Origin of the sequence: Bradyrhizobium sp. 62B (genome assembly GCF_030272265.2) — a bacterium.
GTDB lineage: Bacteria > Pseudomonadota > Alphaproteobacteria > Rhizobiales > Xanthobacteraceae > Bradyrhizobium.
Map to the genome: position 1 here is coordinate 163547 of NZ_CP092841.2, position 13935 is coordinate 177481.

The window sequence follows — 13935 nt, forward strand, 5'->3', positions numbered from 1 at the left end:
TGCCGCTGCGCGACGACATAAGCGCCCTTCCGCCTCGCGACGGAAGCCGGCACGGCGGCGTTCAGCATAACAGCTGGGAATTGATCGATCGTTGCGGGTATCGGTCCCGCTGAGCCCGACACCGTGGCCTCCCCCGCGAGGGAGGAGGCCTTTGGTGCGTGTGGGGTCCAAGCCGTCCGCATCATCACCCTCTTGGGGCTTAAGCGGACTTCTTGTTGTTCTTGTCGTCGTCGACCTCGGTGAATTCCGCGTCGACGACGTCGTCCTTGGCCGCGTCCTTCTTGGCGTCGGCCTCGGCCTGCTGCTTGTACATGGCCTCGCCGAGCTTCATCGAAGCCTGGGCCAGCGTCTGGGTCTTGGCCTTGATCGCCTCGGCATCGTCGCCCTTCAGCGCTTCCTTGAGGTCGCCGACGGCGTCCTCGATCGCGCGGCGCTCGGTCTCGCCGACCTTCGAGCCGTGCTCGGCCAAAGCCTTCTCGGTCGAATGCACCAGACCATCCGCCTCGTTCTTGGCAGTGACGGCCTCGCGGCGCTTCTTGTCCGCCTCGGCATTGGCCTCGGCGTCCTTGACCATCTTCTCGATGTCGGCTTCCGACAGGCCGCCGGAGGCCTGGATGCGGATCTGCTGCTCCTTGCCGGTGGCCTTGTCCTTGGCCGACACGTTGACGATGCCGTTGGCGTCGATGTCGAAGGTCACCTCGATCTGCGGCATGCCGCGCGGAGCCGGCGGAATGCCCATCAGATCGAACTGACCGAGCATCTTGTTGTCGGCCGCCATTTCACGCTCGCCCTGGAAGACGCGGATGGTGACCGCGTTCTGGTTGTCCTCGGCGGTCGAGAACACCTGGCTCTTCTTGGTCGGGATCGTGGTGTTGCGGTCGATGATGCGGGTGAACACGCCACCCAGCGTCTCGATGCCCAGGGACAGCGGGGTCACGTCGAGCAGCAGCACGTCCTTGACGTCGCCCTGAAGCACGCCGGCCTGGATCGCAGCGCCGATCGCCACGACTTCGTCCGGGTTGACGCCCTTGTGCGGCTCCTTGCCGAACAGCTGCTTGACGACTTCCTGGACCTTCGGCATGCGCGACATGCCGCCGACCAGAACGACTTCGCCGATCTCACCGGCAGTGACGCCGGCATCCTTCAGCGCCTTGCGGCAGGGCTCGACCGTCTTCTGGACGAGGTCGTCGACCAGCGCCTCGAACTTGGCGCGGGTGAGCTTCATCGTCAGATGCTTCGGACCGGTCTGGTCTGCGGTGATGAACGGCAGGTTGATCTCGGTCTGCGTCGTCGAGGACAGCTCGATCTTGGCCTTTTCAGCGGCTTCCTTCAGGCGCTGCAACGCGAGCTTGTCGTTGCGCAGGTTGATGCCCTGCTCCTTCTGGAATTCGTCGGCGAGATAGCCGACCAGGCGCATGTCGAAGTCTTCGCCGCCGAGGAAGGTGTCGCCGTTGGTCGACTTCACCTCGAACACGCCGTCGCCGATCTCGAGGATCGAGATATCGAACGTGCCGCCGCCGAGATCGTACACCGCGATCGTGCCGGTCTTGGTCTTGTCGAGACCGTAGGCGAGCGCGGCCGCAGTCGGCTCGTTGATGATGCGCAGCACTTCGAGGCCCGCGATCTTGCCGGCGTCCTTGGTCGCCTGACGCTGGGCGTCGTTGAAGTAGGCGGGAACGGTGATGACGGCCTGATCGACCTTCTGGCCGAGATGGGCTTCCGCGGTCTCCTTCATCTTCTGCAAGATGAACGCCGAGACCTGTGAGGGCGAGTAGGTCTGGCCGTCGGCCTCGACCCAGGCATCGCCGTTGGACGCCTTCACGATCTTGTAGGGGACGAGCTTCTTGTCCTTCTCGACCATCGGGTCGTCGTAGCGGCGGCCGATGAGGCGCTTCACTGCGAAGAAGGTGCGCTCGGGATTGGTGACGGCCTGGCGCTTGGCCGGCTGGCCGACGAGGCGCTCACCGTCGTCCGTGACGGCGACGATCGAAGGCGTCGTGCGCATGCCTTCGGAATTCTCGATGACTTTGGCGTTTTTGCCATCCATCACGGCGACGCACGAATTCGTGGTGCCGAGGTCGATCCCAATGACCTTTCCCATGGTCCTGATATCCTTCTTTTTGCGGCAGGTTGGCTGGGCCCAGAAGGCACCCGAACCGAAACCCCCTAAGATCAAACATTCGCGATATTGCGATGGTTGAGGCTCATATAGGAGGGGGGGAGGGGCCCGCAAGGACCGAACGCAAGTTTGAGCCGTGAAAACATTGCGTTTTGGAAGATCATATCCGGGCTCCACCGCCCTTGCGGGTGAGGAATTATTAACAGGTTCAGGCATCAGCAAGCCCCCGCTACCGCGAGCCCCGCCCGCCCTGTTGCCTCGGGCCCAAACCCGGTAAAAGGCGGGCCGGCCGGGCAGCCGCCACAGCTGCTCCGCGCGACAAAGCGGCCCGGTGGCCGACCATCGAACGGCCTCAATGTGAACCAATCAGAGTGCCCATGAAGCTGATCCGCCCCCTCGCCGCGCTCGCCCTTCTCGCCGCCTCCGCGCTTCCGGCCCTCGCCGCCGACGCCGTGTTTCCACCCGGCCTGCGCCTCGGCATGGTGCCGCTGGTCGGCCTCAACACCGCAAAGACCTTTCCGGGCTTCGAGAGCGAGGATGGCAGCGTCAAGGTGCTGATCACCGAGCTGCCGCCGGCGGCCTATGGCGAGGTCGTGAGCGCCTTCAATGCCAATCCGGCCGGCACGAACGGCGTCAAGCAGGACAAGGTCGAGACCCCCGCGGGTCTGGCCTATTTCACCACCGAAAGCGGCAAGGCCGGCGACACCCCGGTTAAGCGCTATTCGATGATCGTGCCGGGCGCCGGCTTCTCCGGTTATGTCGCGGTGCAGGTCCCCGAGAACGCGACCAAGATCTACACCGACGAGGCGGTGCGCCAGATGTTCGCGAGCGCCACCACGCGCAAACAGGTCTCGGCCGAAGAGCAGATCGCGCTGATGCCGTTCAAGATCACCGATCTCGCCGACTTCAAGGACATCCGCACGCTGGCGCCGGGCAGCAGCATCATCCTGGCCGACGGCGACGAGAGCACCGGCTATGAGTCGAAGCCGTTCATGATCCTCGGCGTGATCGGCGCCACCCCGCAAGCCGCCGACGATCGCGCCCGCTTCGCCCAGGAGGCTGCGCTCCAGATCCCCGGCGTGCGCGAATCCCGGGTCACGATGTCGGAGCCGATCCGCATCAACGGCCAGCAGGGCTTCGAGACCCGGATCGACGGCGTCAGCGGCAAGGACAAGACGCAGGTGACCGTGGTGCAGTGGATCCGCTTCTCGAGCGGCGGCGCTTCGCTGCGCATCATCGCCAGCGCTCCCCGCGACCAGTGGCAAGCTGCCTTCACCCGCTTCCGCGCCGTGCGCGACGGGATCCAGCCGAAGGGCTGAAGCGCGAAGGCCGCGCAAAACACTCGCTGTCATCCCCCGCATTCGCAGGGTCGACAGCGAGGTTGGGGCTGGCAGCCCAACCCCTCACCAACACCGGCTGCATTTTCGGGCTTCTGTTCGCTGCCGCGCAGAACTAGGCTTCGCTCCGTTGGATCATCCTGAGGGGAGGCGAACAATGCTGGATCGACGACAAGTTTTGGCAATGCTTGGAACGACGGCGCTGGCGACTCTCGCGCCGACCGCACTGCTTGCAGCGGCATCGATCAAACCGGACGATGGCTCCGCGCTGCTCGTGATCGACGTGCAGAACTGCTTCCTGCCGGGCGGCAGCCTCGCCGTGAAGGAGGGCGAGCAGGTGGTGCCCGTCATCAACAAGATCTCGAAGGCGTTTGCGAACGTGGTGATGACGCAGGACTGGCACACGCCGGGCCACGTCTCGTTTGCCTCAGTCCACTCCGGCAAGAAGCCGTTCGAGACCGTCGACCTTCCCTACGGCAAGCAGGTGCTGTGGCCTGATCATTGCGTGCAGGGCACCGACGGCGCGGCGCTGTCCAAGGACCTTGCGATCCCGCACGCCGAGCTCATCATCCGCAAGGGCTTTCACAAGGACGTCGACAGCTATTCGGCCTTCCTCGAAGCCGACGGCAAGACCTCGACCGGCCTCGCCGGATATTTGAAGGGGCGCAAGATCAAGCGCGTCTTCGTCGCTGGCCTGGCGACGGATTTCTGCGTGGCCTGGACGGCGCTCGACGCGCGCAAGGCGGGCTTCGAGGTCTATGTGGTTGAAGATGCCTGCCGCGGCATCGACACGCAGGGCTCGCTCGCGAAGGCCTGGGCCGACATGGCCAAGGCCGGCGTGAAGCGGATTCAGTCTGCGGATATCGCGATGGGAGCGTAGGCGTTTCGCGTCGTCATTCCGGGGCGGCTCGAAGAGCCGAACCCGGAATCTCGAGATCCTCCGGTGCGCAGTGCGCACCGGAGTTCGATGCTGCGCATCGCCCCGGAATGACAACCCAACTCAGTTCGGCGCGCCGCTCGATTCGTTGTTGTTCGCGGCGGGCGCGGGCTTCGCACCGCCTTTGGCGACGCCGACCAAGGCCGGACGCAGCACGCGATCGCCGATGGTGTAGCCGGCCTGCATGATCTGGACCACGGTGCCAGAGGGCACCGACGGATCGGGCACTTCGTACATCGCCTGGTGGAAATTCGGGTCGAACTTCTGGCCCTGCGGATCGAGCTTCTTCACGCCGTGCTTTTCCAGCGCGTTGAGCAGCGACCGCTCGGTGAGCTCGACGCCCTCGATCAGCGAGATCAGGCCGGGATCGGCGGCGGCGCGAGCCTCGGGTGGAACGGCATCGAGCGCGCGCTGGAGATTGTCGGCGATGTCGAGCACATCGCGGGCAAAGCCGGTAATGCCGTAGAGGCGGGCGTCGGCGACTTCCTTGGTGGTGCGCTTGCGCAAATTCTCCATCTCGGCCAGCGTCCGCAGCGTGCGATCGCGCGCCTCGGCGACTTCCTTCTGCAAGGTCTCGACCGAGCCTGGCTCGGGATCGTCGGGCATGATGTAGGGCTTCGACACCACGGGCTCGCCAGTCGGCGCGGCCGCGTCTTCGGGTTGCCGGTCTCGATCGGTCATCGGCTCTTATCTCGAACTCGTTTCCAGGGATTGTTGGCCCGGATATCGTGCTTTGAGCCGCGAAAATCAAGCGGCCGTGATCGGATCGAACCCGATCAGCCCCCCAATAGGCGGCTGACGATGCGAGCGGCGTAGTCCACGGTCGGGATCACGCGGGCATAATTCAGCCGCGTCGGCCCGATCACGCCCAGGACACCGACGATGTGGCCGGCGGCATCCCGATAGGGCGAGATGATGGTGGAAGACCCCGACAGCGAAAACAGCTTGTTCTCGCTGCCGATGAAGATGCGCACGCCCTCGGCCGTCTCGGCCCGGCCGAGCAGATCGATCACGCCGCGCTTGGTCTCGAGGTCGTCGAACAGCAGGCGGACCCGCTCCAGATCCTCCAGCGCGTGCAAATCCTCCAGCAGATTGGCGTGGCCGCGCACGATGAGCTGGCGGTCCTCGTTCTCGCCGCCGGACCAGCTGGCGATCCCGGCGGAAATCACCTTCTGTGCCAGCTGATCGAGCTCGGCGCGGGCCTCGCCCAAGGCCGTCTCGAGCTCAAGCCGCGCTTCCGCCAGGGTCCGGCCGCGGATTCGCGCATTGAGGAAATTGCCGGCTTCGGTGATCGCCGAGGAGGGAACTCCGGGCGGCAGCGTCAGCACGCGGTTCTCGACCTGGCCGTCCTCACCGACGAGGATGACCAGCGCTTTCTCCGGTTCCAGACGGACGAATTCGATGTGCTTCAGCCGCGCATTGGATTTTGGCGTCAGCACCACCGCGGCGGCCCGGGTCAAGCCGGACAGCCGCGTCAGCGCCTGGTCCAGCGCGGCCTCGACCGAGTGGGCCTGGCCGACGGATGTGAGCTGGCTCTGGATCGACTGCCGTTCGGCCTCGTTGAGGTCGCCGACCTGCATCAGGGCGTCGACGAAGAAACGCAGGCCGAGTTCCGTCGGCAGCCGGCCGGCGGAGGTGTGCGGCGCATAGATCAGGCCGAGCTGTTCCAGGTCGGCCATGACGTTGCGGACCGAGGCCGGCGACAGCGGCATCGCGATCAGGCGCGAGATATTGCGCGAGCCCACGGGCTCACCGGTCGCGAGATAACTTTCGACAATTTGACGAAAAATGTCGCGGGAACGCTCGTTGAGCTGGGCAAGGCCTGCGCGCGGCGCGATCAGATGGATCGGATCGTGATGGGCCACAGACGGTAACTCCTCTCAGATACTCATAATTTGTCTATCCCCGAGGCGTCTGACAAGCGTGGCGTTTGCGGACCCGGAATCAGGGCAGGAATCGAGAGAGGAATCGAGGGAGAAATCGGGGGATGAATAAGCCCTTGCCGCCCACCCTCACCCCACCTACAAGCACCGCCAACAGCCTTATCCCGTGAGTTTTGGAGGATTTCCCATGCGGCCAAGCCGCCGTGCGCCCGACGAATTGCGCCCCGTGACGCTGGAGCGCGGCGTGGTCAAATATGCGGAAGGCTCGTGCCTGGTGAAGTTCGGCGACACCCATGTGCTCGTCACCGCCACGCTGGAAGACCGCCTGCCGCCGTGGCTGAAGGGCCAGGGCCGCGGCTGGGTCACCGCCGAATACGGCATGCTGCCGCGCGCAACCTCCGAACGCACCCGCCGCGAGGCCGCCGCCGGCAAGCAGAGCGGCCGTACCGTCGAGATCCAGCGCCTGATCGGCCGCTCGCTCCGCACCATCGTCGACCTCGAAGCACTCGGCGAGCGCCAGATCACGGTCGATTGCGACGTGCTGCAGGCCGACGGCGGCACGCGCACCGCCTCGATCACCGGCGCCTGGGTCGCCCTCGCCGATTGCATCAACTGGATGAAGGCGCGCAACATGATCAAGGCCAATGTCATGCGCGACAACGTCGCCGCGATCTCCTGCGGTATCTATAACGGCACGCCGGTGCTTGATCTCGACTATGCCGAGGATTCGGAAGCCCAGACCGACGCCAATTTCGTCATGACCGGCGATGGCCGCATCATCGAGGTGCAGGGCACCGCGGAACGCGAACCGTTCACGCAGGACGAGTTCCTGAAGCTGATGGCCCTGGCGCAGAAAGGCATCGCGCGTCTGGTGGACTTGCAGAAACTGGCCGTGGCGTAGTCAATAAGCCATGCACCGCCGAATCACCGGAAAGCTGGTCATCGCCACCCACAATCCCGGCAAGCTTGCCGAGATGCGGGAGCTGCTCGCGCCCCACGGCGTCGAGGCGGTGTCGGCCGGTGAGCTCGGCCTCGCCGAGCCGGAGGAGACCGGCAACGATTTCCGCAGCAATGCCGCGATCAAGGCGATCGCGGCGGCGCAGGCGACCAGGCTTCCCGCTTTCGCCGACGATTCCGGCATCGTGGTCGACGCGCTCGACGGTGCGCCCGGCATCTACAGCGCGCGCTGGGCCGGTCCCTCCAAGGACTTCAACGCCGCGATGGCGCAGATCGAGCGCCTGCTGCAGGAGCGCGGCGCCACCACACCGGACACGCGCAAGGCACATTTCGTCTCGGCACTCTGCGTGGCCTGGCCGGACGATCATCTCGAAGAGGTCGAGGCGCGCGTCGACGGCACGCTGGTCTGGCCGCCGCGGGGCACCGCCGGCTTCGGCTACGATCCGATGTTCTTGCCCGACGGCCACGACCGCACCTTCGGCGAGATGGAGAGCATCGAGAAGCACGGCCTGCCGCCGCTCGGTCTCGGCCTGTCGCACCGTGCCCGCGCTTTCGTGAAACTGGCGGAGATCTGCCTTGAGCCGCGCTAAAGAAGCTTTTGGCGTCTACGTGCACTGGCCGTTCTGCCTGTCGAAATGTCCTTATTGCGACTTCAACAGTCATGTCCGCCACGCCCCGATCGACGAAGCGCGCTTCGCTTCCGCCTTCGCGCGCGAAATCGCAGCGACCGCCGAGCGCGCGCCTGGCCGCGAGGTCACCTCGATCTTCCTTGGCGGCGGCACACCGTCGCTGATGCAGCCCGCGACCGTCGGCGCGGTGCTCGACGCGATCGGCAAGCACTGGAGCGTGGCAGGCGACGTCGAAGTCACGCTCGAAGCCAATCCCACCAGCGTCGAAGCCACGCGCTTTGCCGGCTATCGCACCGCCGGCGTGAACCGTGTTTCGCTCGGCGTGCAGGCGCTCGACGATGCCTCGCTCAAGGCGCTGGGCCGCCTGCACAGCGCGCGCGAGGCGCTCGATGCCGTCGCCATCGCGCGACGCTCGTTTGACCGTTACTCATTCGACCTGATCTATGCCCGCCCCGACCAGACGCCGGCGATGTGGGCCGATGAACTGCGTCTCGCCATCGATGAAGCGGCCGAGCATCTGTCGCTCTATCAACTGACGATCGAGGAAGGCACGCCGTTCTTCGGCCTGCACCAGGCCGGCAAATTGAAGACGCCGGATGAAGCGGTCGCGCGCGCGCTCTACGACGTCACGCAGGAAACCTGCGACAAGCTCGGCCTGCCCGCCTACGAGATTTCAAATCACGCGCGGCGCGGCGCCGAGTGCCGGCACAATCTCGTGTATTGGCGCGGCGAGGAATATGCCGGCATCGGCCCCGGCGCGCACGGCCGCCTCGACATCGACGGTGTCAGGCATGCGACCGCCACCGAGAAGCGTCCCGAAGCCTGGCTGATGCGGGTCGAGACCAACGGCCATGGCGTCGTCACCGACGATCTCCTCAACAGCGAGGAGCGCGCCGACGAATTTTTGCTGATGGGATTGCGGCTTGCCGAAGGCATCGATCCCGAGCGCTACAGAACACTTTCCGGCCGCCAGCTCGATCCCAAACGCATCGCGCTGCTGCGCGAGGAAGGCGCGATCATTGTGGATCCGACGGGACGGCTGCGCGTGACCAGCAGCGGATTTCCGGTGCTGGATGCGGTGGTCGCGGATCTCGCGGCGTAGCGAGCTACGCTCCAAAGCTCTTCGGCGAACCCGCGACAGCAACGCCGCCGCCTTGCGTCACCTTCATTACCGCGAGCCCGCGCTCATTGGTGCCGTCGGCGCGGAAACGGAACAGGCCGTCGATGCCGGCGAAACCCGAGGGGTTGGTGAGCACGTCGGGCGAGAAGCGCGTGGTGCCCTGCGTGCGCGCGAGCGCGGCAACGAGGGCGACGGCGTCATAGGCCAGCGTCGCGGTGCGGATCGGCTCGGCGCCGTATTTGGTGCGGTAGCGGCCCGAGAAGGCGCGAAAACCGGCCGGATCGGGCGCGGCGTAGAGGCCGCCTTGCAGGCTCGCATTGGCATAGACCCGCGGATTGTCCCACAGGCCGGTGCCGAGCAGCTGGATGTTGCGCAGGTTCGCGCCCGCGGCGGTCATCGCATCGGCGACCGTCACCACGGCATCGCCGTCATCGGCGATGAACAGCGCGTCCGCACTGCCGAGCTGCTGCGCCACGGTGCGCGCCGGCGTGGCGCGATCGGCGCCGTATTTCTCGAACGCGACGATGCGCCCGCCGCGGCGCGGCACCGCCGCCTTCACCGCGGCCTCGACGACATTGCCATAGGCGTTGTCGGGCACCAGCACGGCGACGGAGCGCTTTCCGATGCCGGCGGAATATTCAACGATGCGGTTGACGTCGGATTCCGGCAGGAAGGAGAGCAGATAGACGCCGCGGCCGGCGATGCTGGAATCGGTCGAGAACGCGATCACCGAGATGCCGCGCGTGCGCGCGATCTGCGCCACCGCCGGCACCGACTGCGCGAACAGCGGTCCGAGGATGATCTCGGCGCCCTCGTCGACGGCCTGCTGCGCACTCGCCTGTGCGCCTTGCGGGCTGCCATTGTCGTCCTTGATCAGGAGCTGGATGTTCGGGTTCTGGAACTCGGCCAGCGCCATCTCGGCGGCGTTGCGCATGGATTGCGCGGCAAGGCCCGCATTGCCGGCCGCCGACAGCGGCAGGATCACGGCGACCTTCACGCCGCCGGTGCCGGCGGTGGTCGCCTGCTGCGGGGGACCTGCCGGCTGGGCCGGCGGTGCCGAGCTCGAGAACGGGTTGGAGAACTGGCTGAGACTCTGCTGCACGCCGGCGCAGGCCGACAGCAGGGGCGCGCCAAGCAACAGGCCGAGCGCGCTCCGGCGGGTCGCCCCTGACATCGGGGGCCCCTGGACGGGAGACTTCAAATCGCGCGGGCCCACCATGGCAGCTTCTCTTCTGACCAGCGATCGCCAGCCGGTCACAACACTCGTCCCGCGACTAAGGCCGCGGATTCAGGCATATTGTCGGCAAATAGTTAACTAAAACAAAAGGATAATGATCGCTTAACGCGGCCGCACCCCAAAGTCCTGGCTAGCTGTCCACCGTCCGTCATCCAGCATCAAGGCGGCGTTTTCGCCGTGAATATGACGCTGATGCTTCATTCCCTTCGAATGTGATGCTTGTCGGATCACATTCCAGTCCTTCCTCACCCCTCACCTCGGCACGATCTTTTTCCAGGAGCTGGTTCCAAGCCCTGCGGATCGTGCCTAAGTTGACTTCATTATGCGCGCAAAGCCGGCCCCGATAAATACGCCTGAAGCCCAAGACGCCGCCTCGCGCGGCTTCTCCATTGACGCCCATCGGCTCCCGGCGCCGAAGGCCGCACCGGGCCTCCATCTGGTCGCAACCCCGATCGGCAATCTCGGCGACATCACGCTGCGGGCGCTGCAGACGCTGGCCGGCGTCGATGTCATCGCCTGCGAGGACACCCGCATCACCCGGCGCCTCACCGAGCGCTACGCCATCACCGCGCAGCTCAAGCAATATCACGAGCACAACGCCGAGGCCGCCCGTCCCAAAATCCTGGAGGCGCTTGCGGCCGGCGGCTCGGTCGCACTGGTCTCGGACGCCGGCACGCCACTGATTTCGGATCCCGGCTTCAAGCTGGTGCGCGAGGTCTGCGCCGCGGGCCACGCCGTCTATGCGCTGCCCGGGCCGTCCTCGGTGCTGGCGGCGCTGTCGGTCGCGGCGCTGCCGACCGATCGGTTCTTCTTCGAGGGTTTTCTGCCGGCGAAATCCGCCGCGCGCCGCGCGCGCCTGACCGAGCTCGCCCGCATCGACGCGACGCTGGTGATGTTCGACTCCGGCAACCGGGTGCAGGACACGCTCGCCGAGCTCGCCGAGATCATGGGCACGCGCGAGGCCGCGATCTGCCGCGAGCTGACCAAGCTGCATGAGGAGGTCTCGCGGGGAAAGCTGACCGAGTTGGTCCGCGATGCCGATGGGCTGGAGACGCGCGGCGAGTTCGTGCTGGTGATCGCGCCGCCGGCTGATGACGCCGGGGTGCTGACACCGGATGCGCTCGACGAGCTCCTGCGCGAGCAGCTGGCCGCGCACAGCGTCAAGGATGCCGTCGCGCATGCGGTCGCGCTCTCGGGCCGGCCGCGCCGCGAGGTCTATGCCCGCGCGCTCGAGCTCGCAAAAGATTTGCGGGGCGGCGATGGCGAAGGCTGAGACGCCGAGGGAACCCAAGGTCGCCTCGCCCGAGCGCGTCGCCGCGTTCCGCACCGGCATCTCCGCGGAAAGCCGCGCCGCCGCCTATCTCATGGCCAAGGGCTACCGCATCCTCGCCAAGCGCTACCGCACGCCGCATGGCGAGATCGACATCGTCGCGCGCCGCCGCAACTTGATCGCTTTCGTCGAGGTCAAGGCACGCGCCACGCTGGACGATGCCGCCTTCGCCGTGACGCCGCGCCAGCAGCAGCGCATCATCGACGCCGCGCAAGGCTGGCTCGTGGCGCATCCCGAGCATGCCGAATTCGAATTGCGATTCGACGCCATGCTGATTGCACCGCGCTCACTTCCGCGCCATGTGTTGGCGGCATTCGACGCCTCGACCTGAAAGGCAGACCATGAAACTGAACGTCGCCGTCCAGATGGACCCCATCGCCCGCATCAACATCAAGGGCGATTCCACCTTCGCGCTGCTCCTGGAGGCGCAGAAGCGCGGCCATGGCCTGTCCTATTACACGCCGGACAAGCTCTCGATGGTCGGCGAGGAGATCGTCGCGCCGGTTCAGCTCCTGACCGTGCGCGACGAGCCCGGCGATCATTTCACCCTCGGCGAGCCCCGGCGCGAAGCGCTCAACGGTTTCGACGTGGTACTGCTGCGCCAGGATCCGCCGTTCGACCTCGCCTACATCACCTCCACGCACATGCTCGAGCGCATCCATCCGAAGACGCTTGTCGTCAACGATCCCGCCTCGGTGCGCAACGCGCCGGAAAAGCTGTTCGTGATGAACTTCCCGCAGCTGATGCCGCCGACGCTGATCTCGCGCGACTTAGATGAGATCAACGCGTTTCGCGACAAGCATGGTGCCGTCGTGATGAAGCCGCTGCACGGCCATGGCGGCGCGGCGGTGTTCCGCGTGATGCCGCAGGACATGAATTTCGGCTCGCTGTTCGACATGTTCTCGGTGACGTTCAGGGAGCCGTGGGTGATCCAGCAGTTCATCCCCGAGGTGAAGCACGGCGACAAGCGCATCATCCTGGTCAATGGTGAATTCGCGGGCGCGGTGAACCGCGTGCCGGCCGCCGATGACCTCCGCTCCAACATGGTGCGCGGCGGCGCGGCGCAGGAGACCGAGCTCACCCCGCGCGAACGCGAGATCTGCGCCACGGTCGGCCCGGCCTTGCGCGAGCGCGGCCTGTTGTTCGTCGGCATCGACGTCATCAATGGCAACCTCACCGAGATCAACGTGACTTCGCCGACGGGTATCCGCGCGATTGCACGGCTCGGCGGCCCGGATGTCGCGGCGAAGATCTGGGACGTGATCGAAGAGAAGCGGAAGAAGTGATTCTTACTGGAGAGCCCGCACTCTCTCTCCACGCCGTCCCCTCACTAACCACCCGTTCACCATGACGCGCTCGGGCTCGTGCGAACGCACGAGCGCGCTTACGTGAATCTACGGGGCCGCCGGCCGACCGGCTAACGGGACGTTCACCATCTGCCGAAAGACCCCGGCGTGACCGGCGGGCGCGTTCGGCCTCGCAAGACCCCTTATACTTTTACTCCCTACTCATCGACACGGGGGGACCCGCCAGGTGCGGTTCGAGTGCCCCGCGTATGAGTAAAGCGTATGAACACCGCACGCATTGTCGTTCTCGTCATCGCGTTGGCTGCCGGCGGCGTCGCTGCCTATCTGGCGAGCGGCTATCAGAATGCCCCCGCGCCCGTTGTGGCCGTCGCCGAGAAACTGCCGACGGTCGAAGTCCTCATCGCCAAGAACGACATCCAGCTCGGCCAGGCACTCAAGCCCGACGATCTGCAATGGCAGACCTGGCCGGCGGCGACTGCGAGCAGCGCCTTCATCCGCCGTGACAGCAGGCCCGAGGCCGCGAGCCAGATCGCCGGCTCGATCGCGCGCGTCCCGCTGATGCAGGGCGAGCCGATCCGCGAGCAGAAGCTGGTCAAGGCCGAAGGCTCCGGCTTCATGGCCGCGATCCTGCCCTCCGGCATGCGCGCCGTTTCAACCGAGATTTCAGCCGAAACCGGCGCCGGCGGCTTCATCCTGCCGAACGACCGCGTCGACATCGTGCTGACCCGCCGCCTGAAGAATCCCGATACCAACGGCCCGACCGGCGGCAACGACCTCATCCTGTCCGAGGTCATCCTGACCAATATCCGCGTGCTCGCGATCGACCAGGCGCCGAAGGAGAAGGACGGTCAGAACGCCGTGGTCGGCAAGACCGTCACGCTCGAGCTCAAGCCCGACCAGGTCGCCACGCTGTCGGCCGCGCGCCAGGGCGGCACGCTGCAGCTTGCGCTGCGGAGCATCGTCGATGCCAACGCGACGGAAGTCACGGTCGAGGACCAGGGAGCCAAGCGCTCCGGAGGCGTCAACGTCATCCGCTACGGCGTGCAGACGCGGCAACTGACGTCACAGAAGTGATGGGG

General features: G+C 66.0%; 13 protein-coding genes. 9 read left to right on the plus strand and 4 right to left on the minus strand.

What is annotated here, in order from left to right:
• Nucleotides 1-199: 199 nt before the first annotated feature.
• Entirely contained in the window at nucleotides 200-2101 is a 1902-nt protein-coding gene (gene dnaK, locus ML401_RS00770; RefSeq protein ID WP_092251376.1) for a molecular chaperone DnaK, read from the minus strand.
• A gap of 395 nt (nucleotides 2102-2496) precedes the next feature.
• Between dnaK and ML401_RS00775 the strand changes: the two genes are divergently transcribed.
• Both ML401_RS00775 and pncA read left to right on the plus strand, forming a co-directional pair.
• Nucleotides 2497-3438 carry a hypothetical protein gene (locus ML401_RS00775; protein ID WP_211415231.1) on the plus strand — a complete coding sequence of 314 codons (942 nt, stop codon included), beginning with the start codon at nucleotides 2497-2499 and terminating at the stop codon, nucleotides 3436-3438.
• 175 nt (nucleotides 3439-3613) lie between these two features.
• A complete protein-coding gene (pncA, locus tag ML401_RS00780; RefSeq protein ID WP_211415230.1) occupies nucleotides 3614-4336 on the plus strand; it encodes a bifunctional nicotinamidase/pyrazinamidase in 723 nt (240 codons plus the stop codon).
• A gap of 120 nt (nucleotides 4337-4456) precedes the next feature.
• Here pncA and grpE read toward each other — a convergent pair whose 3' ends face one another.
• Together grpE and hrcA are read right to left on the minus strand one after the other, a co-directional pair.
• Entirely contained in the window at nucleotides 4457-5074 is a 618-nt protein-coding gene (grpE, locus tag ML401_RS00785; protein WP_285809123.1) for a nucleotide exchange factor GrpE, read from the minus strand.
• A 95-nt stretch (nucleotides 5075-5169) separates the two neighbouring features.
• A complete protein-coding gene (gene hrcA, locus ML401_RS00790) occupies nucleotides 5170-6258 on the minus strand; it encodes a heat-inducible transcriptional repressor HrcA (protein WP_063198796.1) in 1089 nt (362 codons plus the stop codon).
• Between the two features lie 205 nt (nucleotides 6259-6463).
• Between hrcA and rph the strand changes: the two genes are divergently transcribed.
• The 3 genes from rph to hemW are packed head-to-tail and all read left to right on the plus strand — an operon-like array spanning nucleotide 6464 to nucleotide 8964.
• Nucleotides 6464-7177 (plus strand): ribonuclease PH, encoded by a 714-nt coding sequence (gene rph, locus ML401_RS00795; RefSeq protein WP_211415229.1) that lies wholly within the window; start codon nucleotides 6464-6466, stop codon nucleotides 7175-7177.
• A gap of 10 nt (nucleotides 7178-7187) precedes the next feature.
• Nucleotides 7188-7823: an RdgB/HAM1 family non-canonical purine NTP pyrophosphatase gene (gene rdgB / locus ML401_RS00800; protein WP_285809128.1), complete on the plus strand. Its 636-nt coding sequence runs from the start codon at nucleotides 7188-7190 to the stop codon at nucleotides 7821-7823.
• Nucleotides 7810-8964 (plus strand): radical SAM family heme chaperone HemW, encoded by a 1155-nt coding sequence (gene hemW / locus ML401_RS00805; protein WP_211415227.1) that lies wholly within the window; start codon nucleotides 7810-7812, stop codon nucleotides 8962-8964. The genes rdgB and hemW overlap by 14 nt, the downstream gene beginning before the upstream one ends.
• Nucleotides 8965-8968: 4 nt before the next feature.
• On the opposite strand, the gene ML401_RS00810 is transcribed toward hemW, so the two are convergent.
• The gene (locus ML401_RS00810) at nucleotides 8969-10201 is read right to left on the minus strand and encodes a penicillin-binding protein activator (protein ID WP_194405240.1); all 1233 of its coding nucleotides are present in this window, start codon (nucleotides 10199-10201) and stop codon (nucleotides 8969-8971) included.
• Nucleotides 10202-10541: 340 nt separating this feature from the next.
• Between ML401_RS00810 and rsmI the strand changes: the two genes are divergently transcribed.
• The 4 genes from rsmI (at nucleotide 10542) to cpaB (ending at nucleotide 13930) form a co-directional block, all read left to right on the plus strand.
• Nucleotides 10542-11492, plus strand: a complete 951-nt coding sequence (gene rsmI, locus ML401_RS00815; RefSeq protein ID WP_259218292.1) for a 16S rRNA (cytidine(1402)-2'-O)-methyltransferase — start codon at nucleotides 10542-10544, stop codon at nucleotides 11490-11492.
• On the plus strand, nucleotides 11479-11880 hold the full coding sequence (locus tag ML401_RS00820) for a YraN family protein (RefSeq protein WP_259218293.1): 402 nt from the start codon (nucleotides 11479-11481) through the stop codon (nucleotides 11878-11880). Before rsmI ends, ML401_RS00820 begins: the two co-directional genes overlap by 14 nt.
• A 10-nt stretch (nucleotides 11881-11890) precedes the next feature.
• Nucleotides 11891-12835 (plus strand): glutathione synthase, encoded by a 945-nt coding sequence (gshB, locus tag ML401_RS00825; protein WP_194405243.1) that lies wholly within the window; start codon nucleotides 11891-11893, stop codon nucleotides 12833-12835.
• A gap of 282 nt (nucleotides 12836-13117) precedes the next feature.
• Entirely contained in the window at nucleotides 13118-13930 is an 813-nt protein-coding gene (gene cpaB / locus ML401_RS00830) for a Flp pilus assembly protein CpaB (protein ID WP_211415222.1), read from the plus strand.
• Nucleotides 13931-13935 lie beyond the last annotated feature (5 nt).

Bases quoted from the DNA above. Each gene is read 5' to 3' on its own strand.
- dnaK (WP_092251376.1), bottom strand. From the start codon at position 2,101: ATGGGAAAGGTCATTGGGATCGACCTCGGCACCACGAATTCGTGCGTC.
- ML401_RS00775 (WP_211415231.1), top strand. From the start codon at position 2,497: ATGAAGCTGATCCGCCCCCTCGCCGCGCTCGCCCTTCTCGCCGCCTCC.
- pncA (WP_211415230.1), top strand. From the start codon at position 3,614: ATGCTGGATCGACGACAAGTTTTGGCAATGCTTGGAACGACGGCGCTG.
- grpE (WP_285809123.1), bottom strand. From the start codon at position 5,074: ATGACCGATCGAGACCGGCAACCCGAAGACGCGGCCGCGCCGACTGGC.
- rph (WP_211415229.1), top strand. From the start codon at position 6,464: ATGCGGCCAAGCCGCCGTGCGCCCGACGAATTGCGCCCCGTGACGCTG.
- rdgB (WP_285809128.1), top strand. From the start codon at position 7,188: ATGCACCGCCGAATCACCGGAAAGCTGGTCATCGCCACCCACAATCCC.
- ML401_RS00810 (WP_194405240.1), bottom strand. From the start codon at position 10,201: ATGGTGGGCCCGCGCGATTTGAAGTCTCCCGTCCAGGGGCCCCCGATG.
- rsmI (WP_259218292.1), top strand. From the start codon at position 10,542: ATGCGCGCAAAGCCGGCCCCGATAAATACGCCTGAAGCCCAAGACGCC.
- ML401_RS00820 (WP_259218293.1), top strand. From the start codon at position 11,479: ATGGCGAAGGCTGAGACGCCGAGGGAACCCAAGGTCGCCTCGCCCGAG.
- gshB (WP_194405243.1), top strand. From the start codon at position 11,891: ATGAAACTGAACGTCGCCGTCCAGATGGACCCCATCGCCCGCATCAAC.
- cpaB (WP_211415222.1), top strand. From the start codon at position 13,118: ATGAACACCGCACGCATTGTCGTTCTCGTCATCGCGTTGGCTGCCGGC.